Source organism: Halocatena halophila (assembly GCA_027563145.1).
Taxonomy (GTDB): domain Archaea; phylum Halobacteriota; class Halobacteria; order Halobacteriales; family Haloarculaceae; genus Halocatena; species Halocatena halophila.
The window spans coordinates 585,066-598,942 of the sequence record CP071306.1; the positions used below are offsets into that span (position 1 = coordinate 585,066).

The 13,877-nt window shown below is 58.3% G+C and carries 12 protein-coding genes; 8 read left to right on the forward strand and 4 right to left on the reverse strand.

The features are described 5' to 3' along the window. Positions 1-87 precede the first annotated feature (87 nt). On the forward strand, positions 88-1,176 hold the full coding sequence (locus JXQ78_RS02980) for a DUF2304 family protein (protein WP_330631993.1): 1,089 nt from the start codon (positions 88-90) through the stop codon (positions 1,174-1,176). Positions 1,177-1,221: 45 nt separating this feature from the next. Then, positions 1,222-3,081 (forward strand): glycosyltransferase family 39 protein, encoded by a 1,860-nt coding sequence (locus JXQ78_RS02985; RefSeq protein ID WP_330631994.1) that lies wholly within the window; start codon positions 1,222-1,224, stop codon positions 3,079-3,081. Between the two features lie 6 nt (positions 3,082-3,087). On the opposite strand, the gene JXQ78_RS02990 is transcribed toward JXQ78_RS02985, so the two are convergent. Then, positions 3,088-4,320: a S8 family peptidase gene (locus JXQ78_RS02990; RefSeq protein WP_330631995.1), complete on the reverse strand. Its 1,233-nt coding sequence runs from the start codon at positions 4,318-4,320 to the stop codon at positions 3,088-3,090. A gap of 906 nt (positions 4,321-5,226) precedes the next feature. Here JXQ78_RS02990 and JXQ78_RS02995 point away from each other — a divergent pair. Further along, the gene (locus JXQ78_RS02995) at positions 5,227-5,916 is read left to right on the forward strand and encodes a DUF7504 family protein (RefSeq protein ID WP_330631996.1); all 690 of its coding nucleotides are present in this window, start codon (positions 5,227-5,229) and stop codon (positions 5,914-5,916) included. Positions 5,917-5,920: 4 nt separating this feature from the next. On the opposite strand, the gene gatA is transcribed toward JXQ78_RS02995, so the two are convergent. From gatA to JXQ78_RS03010, 3 genes are read right to left on the reverse strand one after another with little or no spacing between them, the layout of a single operon-like run. After that, positions 5,921-7,195 (reverse strand): Asp-tRNA(Asn)/Glu-tRNA(Gln) amidotransferase subunit GatA, encoded by a 1,275-nt coding sequence (gene gatA / locus JXQ78_RS03000; protein ID WP_330631997.1) that lies wholly within the window; start codon positions 7,193-7,195, stop codon positions 5,921-5,923. Then, the gene (gene gatC, locus JXQ78_RS03005) at positions 7,192-7,470 is read right to left on the reverse strand and encodes an Asp-tRNA(Asn)/Glu-tRNA(Gln) amidotransferase subunit GatC (RefSeq protein ID WP_330631998.1); all 279 of its coding nucleotides are present in this window, start codon (positions 7,468-7,470) and stop codon (positions 7,192-7,194) included. The genes gatA and gatC overlap by 4 nt, the downstream gene beginning before the upstream one ends. 48 nt (positions 7,471-7,518) lie before the next feature. Then, positions 7,519-8,226 carry a PHP domain-containing protein gene (locus JXQ78_RS03010; protein ID WP_330631999.1) on the reverse strand — a complete coding sequence of 236 codons (708 nt, stop codon included), beginning with the start codon at positions 8,224-8,226 and terminating at the stop codon, positions 7,519-7,521. Between the two features lie 115 nt (positions 8,227-8,341). Between JXQ78_RS03010 and purL the strand changes: the two genes are divergently transcribed. The 5 genes from purL to JXQ78_RS03035 all read left to right on the forward strand — a co-directional run bounded on the left by purL (position 8,342) and on the right by JXQ78_RS03035 (position 13,785). Further along, positions 8,342-10,498, forward strand: coding sequence for a phosphoribosylformylglycinamidine synthase subunit PurL (gene purL / locus JXQ78_RS03015; RefSeq protein ID WP_330632000.1), 2,157 nt, complete (start codon positions 8,342-8,344; stop codon positions 10,496-10,498). 236 nt (positions 10,499-10,734) lie between these two features. After that, positions 10,735-11,040 (forward strand): DUF4212 domain-containing protein, encoded by a 306-nt coding sequence (locus JXQ78_RS03020; protein ID WP_330632001.1) that lies wholly within the window; start codon positions 10,735-10,737, stop codon positions 11,038-11,040. Further along, positions 11,040-12,812 carry a sodium:solute symporter family protein gene (locus JXQ78_RS03025; RefSeq protein ID WP_330632002.1) on the forward strand — a complete coding sequence of 591 codons (1,773 nt, stop codon included), beginning with the start codon at positions 11,040-11,042 and terminating at the stop codon, positions 12,810-12,812. The genes JXQ78_RS03020 and JXQ78_RS03025 overlap by 1 nt, the downstream gene beginning before the upstream one ends. 6 nt (positions 12,813-12,818) lie before the next feature. Further along, positions 12,819-13,268: a hypothetical protein gene (locus JXQ78_RS03030; protein WP_330632003.1), complete on the forward strand. Its 450-nt coding sequence runs from the start codon at positions 12,819-12,821 to the stop codon at positions 13,266-13,268. Between the two features lie 91 nt (positions 13,269-13,359). Further along, on the forward strand, positions 13,360-13,785 hold the full coding sequence (locus tag JXQ78_RS03035; protein ID WP_330632004.1) for a VOC family protein: 426 nt from the start codon (positions 13,360-13,362) through the stop codon (positions 13,783-13,785). Positions 13,786-13,877 lie beyond the last annotated feature (92 nt).

The following is a 13,877-nucleotide window of genomic DNA, read 5'->3' on the forward strand; positions in this document are numbered from 1 at the left end:
ACAATCACCCAGTGGCCAAATCACACCACGTATTCGTCTGCAATTCACAATATATTTATCACTACACCGGGATAGTCGCGATATCCAATGTGGTCGGCTTCAGTCGCGACAGAGATACTCGCTAGTAATCCAGTTGTCCTTGCAGCAGGGCTCGACAGCGTCGCACTGACTGGTGTGTTGATAACGCTTGGTCTTGGCATTTTCTTCTGGGGATTCGAACGCTATCGCACTACCTTCGCAAAGCCCGAGTTCATTCTCTCGATCTGTATCTCTATGGGCGTAGTGATATTGGCCGTCGCCCCCAGCGTGTTCGATCAGGTCGGAGATTTACTCGCTATCGAACGGCGACCGTTTGCCATCTCGCTGATTGCGAACGTGACGCTGGTCTGTCTGGTGCTTGCGTTGTTCGCAAGAACGCGGGCGAACCAACAATCTGTATCAACACTGACTAGAAACCTCACTATAAATCAGGCAGCTGATATGGTCGCGACAGAACGGAGCGTCTACGTCGTCATTCCGGCGTACAACGAGGCCGCATCAATTCGCTCGGTCGTCGAATCGATTCCCGATACCGTGGCGGACTATTCGATCCAGCCAGTGGTCGTCTCCGATGGCTCCTCCGACGGAACGGTTGACGTGATCGACGACACGAACGCGATCGTCGTCGACCATCCCGTGAATCAGGGCCAGGGTGGCGCACTCAAAACCGGCTTTTCGATCGCACAGCAGCATGGTTGCGATATCGTCGTCACGATGGACGCAGACGGACAACACCCCATTGATGAGCTACCAAAGCTTCTCGAGCCCGTCATCGAAAACAAAGCAGACTACGTGGTCGGATCGCGCTACATTGGGGTTGACGAATCGAACAACAGCGCGACCCGGCAGGTTGGCATCCGTGCGTTCACCTGGCTAATCAACGTGATGACAAAAGCGGACGTGACCGACTGCACCAACGGCTACCGCGCCATTCGAGCGACTGACCTCCGGAAGATGACGCTCTCCGAAGAGCGATTCAGCGCGCCAGAGCTGCTCATCGAAGCTCGCAAGAACGATCTCCGGATCAAAGAGGTGCCGATCACGATCGAAGAACGCGTCGCTGGCACGACGAAAAAGCCCAAACTCGGCTATGCGATGGGGCTCACGCGTGCGATATTTGTCACGTGGCTCCGCTAAACTCCGAATAGACATATATTTATTTCCAATCTAACGATTTCCACTATGTTCCGATCAGTGATTACCGACGGGATTCGCCACTGCGTCCGTCGGTTCCGGGACGATCTCGACCGGGACAGCTATCTTCCAGTGCTGTTGGTGTGTGCAGCCATCATCTGTGGCTTCTGGTTTTTTCATCTGATCCCGAATTTTGCGACACAGGATGAACACGCGCGGCTGCTCGATGTGTTTCCGTTGCTCGGCGGGCTTGTAACCGATCCGAGTCTTCGTGCAGTTTCGAACGGGATAACACAGGGTCGTCTCTACGGAGCCACCCTGTATCTCAATCTACTGGCGTTGGTACCAGCGATCGCCTACGCGGTACTCACCGGACAAGCAGACATCTTTGAGCCGTTTTATCAACCCGATCACACGATCAACACCTGGGCAGGTGACACCGACCTCTGGTGGCTCTGGCATTCAACACCCGAGTGGGTCTGGAGTTCGAGTCTGTTGTTGCTGCGGTTGTTTTCAGTGGTGTTCGCGGTTGGAGCCGTCTATCTGTGCTATCGGATCGGTACGGAGCTTCGCAATCGATTCACCGGACGGCTTGCCGGTACACTGTTGGCGCTCACGTTTGGTTTCGTCGTTACGGCACACGAGGGTGGCGAAGACGTGCCGATGGTCTGTCTGTTGTTGCTCACGGTCTATCTGTCCCTCCGATATGTCTCGACCGGTGATCGGCGCTACATCCTCGCCGGCTGTGTGAGCGGGGGCGTCGTGATCGGACTCAAATTGACAGGAGGGATCGCAGTGGTTGCACTGGGTGTGGCGCTGGTCGTCCGGGGATACCGTGACCGGTCATCGGACGACCGTCTCATGGAGACTGTACAGCCTCGGCTAATGCTTGCGTGTCTGACGCTGGGGGCCGTCGTGGTAATTCTTGGGTATCCCTCCGTGTTGTTTTCCGGGCCAGAGGCGTTTATTGACCGAATTACGCGGGGAACGACGAACAAAAGCGGTTCGACCGGTGGACGCGTGGCCCCCAGTTGGTGGTGGATCGTGCGGGGATACGCAAGTGGCTATGGCCTCCCACTCCTGATTGGATCGATCGGGGGCCTGGTTGGGCTCGGTCCATTGTTGTTCCGCCGGGATCGGTCATTCGACGGGCTCGTCGTCCTCACCAGTACGTTGGCGGCCTGTTTCGTCCTGATTTCGTGGTGGTCGTACGTACGCGTTCATCATCTGCTCCCGACCATGGTGCTGTTGTTGGTAGTGCTTGCCGTGGTGCTCGAAGACCTCGTTAGCCGGACAAATTGGAGCGGCCGGGCGGTCGTCGCGGTGTTGCTGGTGAGTAGTGCGCTATATACGGGCGTCGGGACGATGGGATACGTCGATCAGCCACGCGAGCAAGCTGCCAACTGGCTCGCCAAGGAAGCTGCGCCAACGGATGCCGTCGAAGTGTACGAACGGGACATGCAGGATTCGGCCGTCCCCCACGGGATGACGACCAGCCACTACCGCCACCGGTATCCAAACGGGACGCTCGCCCACGCAGACCAGCCCAAACGTCAGTGGCAACGAAACCTCAAACAGCGGTGTCCAGCGTACGTCCTACTCACCTGGGATGACCTTCGGCATCTTGCACGCCCAGAACAGACACCGAACGCAAAATCGAGCGACACGCCGTTTGCCAGACACGTCGCTGCGCTCGTTTCGACCAACGATGGCGAGTATACAGCCTACGAACCGGTGAGATCGTTCGGAGCGACCCCGACGTGGCTGAACGGCACACAGCCGGTTGGACTTCCAGAACTACTTCGCGTCGGTATCGTTCCACGGACGGTTCAGTACGGCGACGAACAGGATCTCGGGCCAGAAGGATACGTGCTGATCATTGAACGAACACAGCCCTGTACTGTGTGAGCAAATTTACGAGAAACCGAGCGCGTTCGTCACCGACAGCAACCCACTACCGGCCTCACTCCGCGAAAGCCCAATATCCTCGGTCGTTTCTAGCAGTCGATCCTTGGCAGTTTGGGCGGAGTAGCCCGATGCAAGCAACAGACCGCCGGCCGCTCCAACGTGTGGCGCAGCCATCGACGTTCCAGAGAGGGTTTTGTACGAAGCAACGCTCGTGGTGTATGTCGACCGGATCGATTGACCTGGTGCAACGATATCCGTGTTGGGTCCACGCGCAGAGAACGACGCGAACGAGTCGTCTGTCGTTGTCGCACCCACACCAATCACCATTGAATAGGCAGCTGGATAGCGAACACAGTTCGAACACGGCCCATTGTTGCCCGTTGCCGCCACGAGCAGGGTGTCGTTCTCGAATGCGTGCTGACACGCGTCTTTCACCACGTTGGAGGGCCGGGCCCCACCGAGACTGAGATTGGCCACGTCCCAGCCCTGTTCGACAACATGGTTGATCCCGGCAGCGATATCGGACGTCGAACCAACGCCAAACGATCCGAGCACACGAACCGCATGCAGCGTCGCCGACGGAGCGACGCCAACGATCCCGCTGTCGTCGTTCGAGCCAGCAGTGATGCCAGCAATGTGTGTCCCGTGACCGACGGTGTCGTGCCAGGCTGGTCGGTCCGAATTGAGCGGGCCGAATACGCCGGTTCCAAGCGACTCAGTAGAGCCACTGCCATCCGAAAGTAGTCCGAGCGAGGACGTAAACGACACACCCTTTCCAACGTTCGCTCGCAGATCGGGATGTGTCGAATCGATGCCGCTGTCGAGTATCGCAATGTCGACATCTCCGGCGTCGATCGTTGCGGTTCGTTCAGGGGTAGCACCCACCCGATCAACTCCCCAGGGTGTCGTCTGAGAGAGTGGCCGGTAGGTCCGATCGAACTCTACGTACCGGATCGAAGGATGCTCTCGGAGTCGGTCGAGGAGACCATTGGAAAGATCCGTGAGCGAGACCGTCAACGCATCAAACGAATACTCGTGGACAACGTCGTGGGCCAGTCCTGTGGCGTGGCGATAGCCATTCGAGCCCGAATATCCTATCGTAACGGGAACGAGTTCGTCGGTTGATTCTGACACCCGTTCTCCGATCGGTCCGAGGAGGCCCAGTCCTCCCATTGATCGCAAGAGTGTGCGGCGATTCGTTGCTGGCGAAGCTGTGTCTGATTGTCGTGGATCGTTCATTTTGATACTATAATTGGATGGTTATCGTCTTATTCCAGGCCGGTGAGAACAGTGGTCTCGCTCCGTGCAGAGGTACGTGCTGGCAAATGGTGGACGGGAACGGACCCGCTGAGCTCCGATAATCGAAATACGGTGTCCGAAAGTACACCCAGAGTGCCGTTGACCGCAACTTCGATGTCGTCGAAGATGATGCCGTTGTTGGCACAACGCACGTGGAGCGAATCATTACTAATTGTTCTTCTTTCTCCATCCACCCTGGCGGTTGCCACCAGCATATGCGTGATACACACAATAAATGATATAGCAACAACCGTTATAGGTGATGGCATATGACAGTAATTGTGTGGGATAGAAGGCACATTAATCTTTGGGTATCCTCATCATACTGTCTTCCATTAAAGCGGTTTGAAGGCCAGCAAAGTGGCATATAGAGCAAGATAGTACTTCCGAATCAACGAACTCTGTTTAGTACTATCAAGAATGCTATGGAACTTTTATCGAGGAACGTTCATGCTATCATTCGGAACACTGATATCACTCACAGTAAACTGAAAAAGCGTATGAATTCGAATGAAGGTGGCCGGTAGTCAGTCCGCGCCGTGCGAGGGAGCAAACCCACACCGTCCACACATCCACGACTGATACTCCTGTTGTAGCGTCCCATCACAGCTGGGGCAACGGTATTCCATGCGTCATCCTCTACTATCGACGATTACTTATAGATTTATTCGACGTTTATCGAAGATCACTGAGCTTACAGTTTTCTGTAACCGTGTACGTCCACGTTGTGTACATCTCGATTGGCCGAGTGTACGCACCGAAGACGTATCGTTCGACGTGTTTTCTCTGGCAGAAGTGAGCGATGACCACAACATTTATTTTCAGCGTGTTCACAGGGAATAGTTGATGATATTCGATGGGAGCGTTCAGGGGTCTGCTGCCCTCATAGACGCGCTTGACCGTCTGAAACAGCAGGGGAGTGTGTTACTCGTCGTGGGGGAGCTTTCGCGCGGGAGTCATCAGCTGGCGTGCCAGCATCTGATGGGAGATCAGAGCATGCACCGACACCGGCTGTTCGTTTCGAGCGACGGTACCAGTTCGGTACAGCAGTCGGCCATTTCTGACAGTTCTCACCACCGTGATTACATTATCGATTACCTCACAGACACTGACGCCGAGGTCGAGTGTCCGTTGAGCAGTCCGGATCCCGCGGGCGTCCCGCATTCGACCGCGACGTGCCCATCGACACTGATCGGTGAGGTAGTCCGAACGCTTCGCGAGATAGAGCGCGCCGCACAGCCTTTCACGGCGGGAGAAGTGCGCGTCTGTGTTGATTCTCTCGAGACGTTGATCGAAACGTACGGTCGACAGACGGCACTCCGGCTGGTCAGATACGTGACCGAGGCAGCCCAGAGACGGACCGGGATCATTCACCTCCATCTGCCCGTCGACCGGGACGATCCGTTGACACGGCTGTTTGAGCCCCTCTCCGATGCAGTCATCGAACTCAGGGCTGCTGATACACAACCACAGCAGCGCTGGCACCTGATGAACGAAGGAATTCAATCGGACTGGACGAGCGTCGCCGTGAAGTGATGGATCACTCGAGTGCGCTGGCCGTCCGGAACAGTCGCCCTTCACCAAATGCAGGAGCAATGAGCTGTAATCCGACTGGCCGACCGTCGGCCTCGCCGATCGGCACCGAAATAGCCGGCACGTTGGCGAGATTTACGGGCACAGTGTTCGCATCGATCTGATACAGCGCCAGCGGATCATCGAGATTCTCACCGATTTTGGGAGCAAGCACTGGCATCGTAGGGCTTGCGAGCACGTCTGCCTGGGTAAACGCCTCCGTAAAGTCAGATTTCACCCACGCCCGTGCGTCCTGTGCCTTCTTGTAGTATTTGTCGTGATAGCCCGCAGAGAGCGCGTACGTACCAAGGAGAATGCGTCGTTTGACTTCCTCGCCAAAGCCCTCGTTTCGAGTGCTTGCGAATGCCTCGTTCCAGTCGCCATCGTAGCCCCCCGAAACCCCGTATCGGACGCCGTCGAATCTGGCCAGATTCGAGGAGGCCTCAGACATGGCAATGACGTAGTATGCAGCAAGTGCGTGTTCGATCGACTCAAGTTCGATCTCGACGATGGATGCTCCCTGCGCTCTGAGGTCATCGATCGCCGCCTCGAAGCGGGTCTGTACTCGCTCATCGGAGCCCTCGGTCAGGTTTCTCAACACGCCAACCGTCGTCCCCGAGACGTCTCCGTCGATTGTGTCGACGTAGCTGCCTTCGAGGTCGGCAGTTCGTGTCGTACCGTCGTGTTCGTCGGGTCCGGCGATAACATCAAGCAGCCGAGCGGTTGATTCGACAGTCGGCCCGATCGGTCCGATCTGCTCTAGGCTGTTTGCGTACGCGATCAGCCCATACCGTGAGACGAGTCCGTATGTGGGCTTTAGCCCGACGACGCCACAGAACGCCGCGGGATTCCGAATCGAGCCACCAGTGTCCGAGCCAAGCGCAAGATCTGCCGCGCCGGCTGCGACAGCTGCCGCACTCCCGCCCGAGGAGCCGCCGGCGACGTGTCCGGGTGCCCGGGGATTCTCCGTCGGATCGAACGCAGACGTTTCGGTCGTGCCACCCATGCCGAACTCGTCCATGTTCGCCTTGCCCACGATCGTAGCGCCCGCATCAAGTACACGACGCACGACGGTGGCATCGTATGGCGGCTCATACGATTCGAGCATGGCCGATCCACAGGTGGTCCGAACGTCCTTCGTGGAGATGTTATCTTTCACCGCGACGGTCGCTCCGGAGAGCACTCCCTCACCGTCGCCCTCGATCGTGGCGTCCGTGATAAACGCGTTATACTCCGAACTCATGACACCCGCGGTCCTTTGAAGTAATCGTCGTCGGTCTCCGGGGCGTTTTTGAGGGCTGTCGCCTGCGAAAGGGACTCGTGTGGCTCATCAGAGCGCATCACGTTCACCAGTTCCTCGTCTGCATCGACGGCTGGGACCTCGTCGAGCGAGTCGAAATACTCGAGAATTTCGGCGAACTGTTCTTCGAACAGCTCGATTTCTGCGTCCTCGAGGTCGATTCGCGCGAGATCCGCCACGTGACGAACGTCGTCGGCGTTGACGGTCTCTGTAGTCATATTCGCCCACAGTTCGGGGGGCCCACTAAGCGTTTCGAAACCGCAGACTCACAAAAGCCCGCCACCAACGCTCGCCAGCATGTCTCTGGCCGCGTATTTGACGCGCCGAGTTACCGCTTCGCTGGCCTGTTGGACGCTGATATGCCACGGCGTTCGCTTTCCGACGACGGTCGTATTGCCGTTGGCGATCGCCGTTAGAATGCTGTCACTGTTTGGGTCAGTACTGGCGACGTGAGTGACTGCCTGTCCAACCATTTCGGCGATGTGCGCGTCGCTGCCGGCAGTCATCGGGAGCTCTCTGAGACAGGCAAACCGCTTTGCTTTCCGGTTTGAGCGTCCAGTCACCAATCGAGAGTTATACACTTCGATGGCATCAGTCCGTTCGAGCAGATCGGTAGAGATGTTGGGCGCGACGCCGTGTCTGGCGGCCTGAAATGGATGGGGAACGACCGCAATGCCACCGAGATCGTGAATCCGCTCGATCGTCTCTTCGAACGGGCGTCCGGCACGGATTCGTTGTTCGATACCGAGTCCGAGCACGTGTCCGGCACGGCTGGTGATCTCGAGGCCTGGAATCCCGATCAGTCCGTACTCGGGCGCTCGTTCCATCGCCCGCAGACTGCCGTCGATCTCGTCGTGGTCCGTGATTGCAATCGCATCGAGGCCGACCGACGCCGCCTGCTCAAGCAGCAGCTCGATCGAATCGTGGCCATCGTAAGAGTGCTCAGAGTGAGAGTGTAGCTCGACCGATAGCACAGCCGGACGTTAGTCGCAGCTACCAAAAGCGATACGATACGTTTGCGTGGGTTGGCCAGGCGTCCCACACACCGGATGGAAAGGACTTTCACCCGGCTTTCCCGACTCACGAACGATGAGTCTCAGTCCGTCGGATTATCAACTCGTCGTTTCTGAAATCGATCGCGATCCGACACCTGCAGAGGAGGCGCTGTTCGAGAATCTCTGGAGTGAGCACTGTGCGTATCGGTCGTCGTGGCCGCTGTTATCAGCGTTCGACAGCGACGGTCCCCAGGTCGTCATCGGTCCCGGCGATGACGCCGGTGTCGTCGAGCTTTCGGAAGACGTGTATCTGACGCTCGGCATCGAGAGCCACAATCATCCGTCCTACGTCGATCCGTACGACGGTGCCGCAACTGGCGTCGGTGGAATTGTCCGTGATACGCTCTCGATGGGGGCGTATCCCATCGCGTTGACCGACAGTCTGTATTTCGGTTCGTTCGACCAGGAGCATCCACAGTATCTGTTCGAGGGGGTCGTCGAGGGGATCGCCGATTACGGCAACTCCATCGGCGTGCCGACGGTTGGAGGCAGCGTTGCCTTTCATCCGTCCTACGAAGGGAATCCGCTGGTCAACGTCGCCTGTGTCGGCCTCGTTACCGACGATCGGCTCGTCACCGCGGAGGCCCAGGAACCTGGCAACGCCCTGGTGATCGTCGGGAACGCCACTGGTCGTGATGGACTCGGTGGTGCGAGCTTCGCCAGCGAGGACCTGGGTGACGATGCCGCTACGGAGGACCGGCCCGCCGTCCAGGTTGGTGATCCGTACGCCGAGAAACTGCTCATCGAAGCCAACGAGCAGTTCATTGATGAGGGGTTGATCGAATCGGCCCGCGATCTTGGCGCGGCCGGGCTCGGTGGCGCATCGAGCGAGCTGGTTGCAAAGGGAGGATACGGCGCGGAGATCGAGCTCACGAACGTTCACCAGCGCGAGCCGAACATGAACGCACTCGAGATTCTCCTCGCCGAATCCCAGGAGCGCATCTGCTATGAGGTCGCCCCGGAGAACGTCGAGCGCGTCGCCGAGATCGCAGACCGATTCGATCTGGGCTGTTCGGCCATCGGGACGGTCACCGAGGGGAATTACGTCTGCACATTCGAGGGCGAAACCGTCGTCGACGTGTCAGCCACGTTCCTCGGGGATGGTGCTCCCACGGAGGTGCTAGAGAGCACGGAACCCACAACACCCACAGAGCCGTCACTTCCTGAGATATCACTCCGAGAGGCGTTCGAGTCGGTGCTTTCGAGTCCGAACACGGCGAAAAAGCGCTGGGTGTATCGACAGTATGACCACGAAGTCGGCAACCGAACGCTGGTTCGCCCCGGCGACGACAGCGCCGTGCTGGCGATCGATGCGTGCGACGACGAGACTGGCATTGCCATTTCCGCGGGTGCCGATCCCAACTGGACCGAGGCCGATCCGTATCTGGGCGCAACGGCCGTCGGGCTCGAGGTGGCAACGAATCTCGCGAGCAAAGGCGCAACGCCGCTCGCCGCCGTCGACTGTCTCAACGGTGGGAATCCGGAGAAGCCAGACGTGTACGGCGGCTTCAAGGGGATCATCGACGGACTCGCAGAGAGCTGTTCGGAACTGTCCATTCCGGTCGTTGGCGGCAACGTCTCGCTCTACAACGATTCCTCGTCGGGACCGATCGCGCCAACGCCCACGATCTGTATGGTTGGCGTGACTGACGGATTCGAGACGCCACCCGCGGGCCTGCCAGCCAACACCGAGACAGCGAGTCTCTGTGTCGTCGGAGATCCCACGATTGCGGGCACAGCACGCGGCGCACTCGGTGGTTCTGAGTATCTCGCACAGCTCGGTGGAGAAGACACCTTCCCCGATCCATCCGAAGGGACCGATCCTGGAGCGTTTATCGAGACGCTCTCAGAGGTCGCCACCGAAGCACACGTCCAGGCCGTTCACGACGTGAGCCACGGCGGCCTTGCAGTGGCGCTAGCTGAGATGGTGACTGACGAGCGCGGAATTTCGGCAACGATTGGGGGACCCGCTCACGAACGACTGTTCAACGAGCGCGCCGGTCGGACCGTCGTTGCGACGACCGATCCCGACGCCGTCACCGATGCGTTCGACGGTGTCGCTCCAGTTGCGACAGTCGGCGAAACAACCGACGATGGAGCGCTTACCGTGCACACCGACGCCGACGAACTCGTCTACGACGCGACGACGATTTCCGATCTTCGGAACGTTCTCGAAGCCGAACTCGAGTGAGTCCGCAGCGTCGGTGATTTGTGGTCGATTTTTCACTCCTACTGAATCTATTCGAGCGAAGCTCCCCCGCTAACCGACGACATCGCGGCAGATCCGGATAAACCAGAGTTAAGTTTATAATCCCTTACTTCTATGGTCAGTATCATGTTGGAGGGTAGCAATTGGTTTGTGAGGAACACGCACAAACAGTCCGGTGGGACTGCGGTGTCCGACCTGCGGTCTCGGGGGTGGTATCAGTGACTGACGGCCGGCCGGATGGGGGGACAAGCGATGACGGTGAACTATCCCTGGATGACCCTCGGTTGGAGGAGTACTGGCGGCGAAACGTCCGCCTGATTCTCGGACTGTTCGCCGTCTGGTTTGGGGTTTCGTTGCTGGCGGGGATTTTGCTGGCCGGCCCGTTGACCGAGATTCAGCTCGGAAACATTCCGGTCGCGTTCTGGTTCGCACAGCAGGGTTCGATCATCGTGTTCGTCGTGCTGATATTCGTCTACGCCTGGCGAATGAATGCGCTTGATCGTGAATTCGGGGTGGAAGACTGATGATAGGAGCTGTCCCAACCGTTGCGCAGCTGGGCTGGGGGGTCGATAGATGGAGTCTGGTTCTCATCGTGGGAACGTTGATCGTCTACTTCGGTATCGCAATCCTGATGCACGTTACCGATACGGACGACTTCTACGTTGCCGGGCGAACGATTCCAGCATCGGTGAACGGCATGTCGGTTGCGGCCGACTGGATGTCTGCGGCGTCGTTCATCTCCATGTCGGGGCTGGTTGCGACGCTCGGATTCGATGGCACCATCTATCTAATGGGCTGGACTGGCGGGTACGTCGTGCTTGCCCTGTTGATCGCGCCGTATCTCCGCAAGTACGGGAAGTACACGATTCCAGATTTTATCGGTGATCGCTACTACTCGAACACGGCCCGTGGCGTCGCAGCGGTGGCGACACTGTTCGTTTCGTTGACCTACATCGCAGGACAGATGCGCGGTGTGGGAATCGTCATGAGTCGGTTTCTGGGTCTACCCATCACACAGGGCATTCTCGTTGCGCTGGCTATTGTTGCGGCGATCGGCGTCCTGGGTGGAATGAAGGCAATCACGTGGACACAGGCGGTACAGTACGTGGTGTTGATCATCGCGTTTTTGATCGTGACGGTGGCGATTTCGCTGAATCTCACCGGCAACCCGTTCCCACAGGGCGCACTGATCACCAGCCAGATCTCGGAACGACTGGCACAGCTCCAGACCGACGTCCAGATGGGCAGGTATTTCATGCCGTTCACGGAGTACTCCCAGCTCAACGTATTTGCCATCGCGTTGACGTTGATGATCGGAACAGCAGGATTGCCCCACGTCATCATGCGATTCTACACGGTTCCGAGCGCGTCTGAAGCCAGACTCTCTGCGGGGTATGCGCTGTTTTTCATCGCCCTGTTGTATCTCAGCGTGCCGGTGCTGGCGATTTTCGCGAAGTTCAACCTCATCAGCACACTCCATGGCGAATCCGTGGCCACTGCACAGCAGATACCATGGGTCAGTCGCTGGATGGAGACTGGATTGCTCACAATCACCGACAGCAACGGTGATGGCATTATCCAGATGAGTCAGGGATTAACCGCCTCGGCCAGCGAGGTGTTCGTTGATCCAGATATTATCGTGCTCTCAACCCCAGAGGTGGCCGGACTGGCACCGATCGTCATCGGGCTGGTTGCTGCCGGCGGGATGGCGGCGGCGCTGTCGACCGCCGACGGACTGTTGATCGCCATGTCGAGTGCCGTGAGCCACGACATCTACTACAAAATCTTCCGCCCGGAAGCAACCCAGCGCGAGCGTCTCATCGTCGCCAGGGTTGTGATCCTCATTGCGGCCGTCGTTGCGGCGTATCTCGGCATCAATCCGCCCGGATTCGTCGGTGAGGTGGTGGCGATAGCGTTCGGCCTCGCAGCTGCCAGTCTATTCCCGCCAATCTTGTTGGGCATCTTCGATCAACGGATGAACAAAGAGGGTGCGATCGCCGGACTGGTCGTCGGGCTGAGTTTCACGCTCGTGCTTGTCGCATTGATGCGCGCGAACGTGGTGCTCGGACTCGAAGAGCCGTTCCTTGAGCTGTTCCTCGGTGTTAACGCGCTCGGCGTCGGGCTGTATGGAGCAATCCTGAACTTCGCTGTGGCGCTCACCGTTTCACGGTTTACGCCCGCTCCGCCGACGGCAATCCAGGAGATGGTCCAGGAGGTTCGTCTGCCACGCGGCTCACGCACCGTCGCGACCGACGAGCCCGTTCAGGCTGATGGTGGCGAACCACCGGTGGAGTAACGATCGATGTTGCCAACCGCAACGTCGGTCTCCCGACCCGACACGCGAACGCTTGCCTTGCTGGCGGTCCGGAGAGCCTTCGGTGTGGCGATCGTCCTCTATGCGTTCTACCTCGGGCTATTCATGCTGGGACAGTATCCGTTTCTCACCCCCGTTGGCGTGCTCACGATCCTCGGTGTCGTGCTCCTGGGAACAGCGTTTGGGGTGGGATTCTCTACGATGTCGCCGTTGCCGGCCGATCGTGGGCTTCCGAGAGTGATTCGGACCGTCCTGCTGTCGGTTCCAGCGCTCGGGATTGGGGCGATCATCCAGGTGCTACTCGAAGGCGCGCGCGCTGATATGGCGATTTTTGCTATCTTCGCGCTTGCCGCGTGGCTCGGCTCAACGTTTATTCGGGAGGAAGAGACCACAACAGCCGGCGAAGAGGAGTCGAGTACCACCGGGCTGTTCACCTGACCCACAGCGCAGTAGTAACATCGGTTGAACGCCGCGTTCACTTTCACTCCGGATGGCGAGCAGTTATTTTGACTCTCTTCCCGGGTATAATATGGCCGATGCTGACGATTCGACACCGCAGACGCATTGTAAGGGAACAGATTTCGTCTTCTACACCGTCGACGACATTGAGGCTGGCGTGCAGTTCTACCGCGACACGCTGGGGTTGTCTCTCGAACTCCACAACGAGGAGATGGGCTGGGCAGAGTTCGCAGCACCGCCGACAACGTTTGCGATCGGCGAGGAAAATGACCGAATGCCGTTTACGCCCGGAGCCGACAGTGCGGGAATTGCCTTTGCTGTCGATGATCTCAAGGCGACGGCCGAACGGCTACGTGACGATGGCGTTCCCGTTCGAATGGAGCCGGTCGAAAGCCAGGTGTGTCAGATGGTTGTGATCGAGGATCCAGCCGGCAACGGTGTCGTGCTCCACGAACGCAACGACGGCACACATGGGCGCAGAGATCCGTTTCCCTGAACTGCTCTGAAGCGACGTGATCCGAACATCAGAGCGCCGGACAGCTGATTGCTGGTGGCACTGGAGTGCGCTGTTCGTGACCAGATGAGCCC

What these genes read in the sequence shown, in the direction of transcription:
- JXQ78_RS02980 (WP_330631993.1), top strand. Translation starts at nt 88, where the DNA reads ATGTGGTCGGCTTCAGTCGCGACAGAGATACTCGCTAGTAATCCAGTT.
- JXQ78_RS02985 (WP_330631994.1), top strand. Translation starts at nt 1,222, where the DNA reads ATGTTCCGATCAGTGATTACCGACGGGATTCGCCACTGCGTCCGTCGG.
- JXQ78_RS02990 (WP_330631995.1), bottom strand. Translation starts at nt 4,320, where the DNA reads ATGAACGATCCACGACAATCAGACACAGCTTCGCCAGCAACGAATCGC.
- JXQ78_RS02995 (WP_330631996.1), top strand. Translation starts at nt 5,227, where the DNA reads ATGATATTCGATGGGAGCGTTCAGGGGTCTGCTGCCCTCATAGACGCG.
- gatA (WP_330631997.1), bottom strand. Translation starts at nt 7,195, where the DNA reads ATGAGTTCGGAGTATAACGCGTTTATCACGGACGCCACGATCGAGGGC.
- gatC (WP_330631998.1), bottom strand. Translation starts at nt 7,470, where the DNA reads ATGACTACAGAGACCGTCAACGCCGACGACGTTCGTCACGTGGCGGAT.
- purL (WP_330632000.1), top strand. Translation starts at nt 8,342, where the DNA reads ATGAGTCTCAGTCCGTCGGATTATCAACTCGTCGTTTCTGAAATCGAT.
- JXQ78_RS03025 (WP_330632002.1), top strand. Translation starts at nt 11,040, where the DNA reads ATGATAGGAGCTGTCCCAACCGTTGCGCAGCTGGGCTGGGGGGTCGAT.
- JXQ78_RS03030 (WP_330632003.1), top strand. Translation starts at nt 12,819, where the DNA reads ATGTTGCCAACCGCAACGTCGGTCTCCCGACCCGACACGCGAACGCTT.
- JXQ78_RS03035 (WP_330632004.1), top strand. Translation starts at nt 13,360, where the DNA reads ATGGCCGATGCTGACGATTCGACACCGCAGACGCATTGTAAGGGAACA.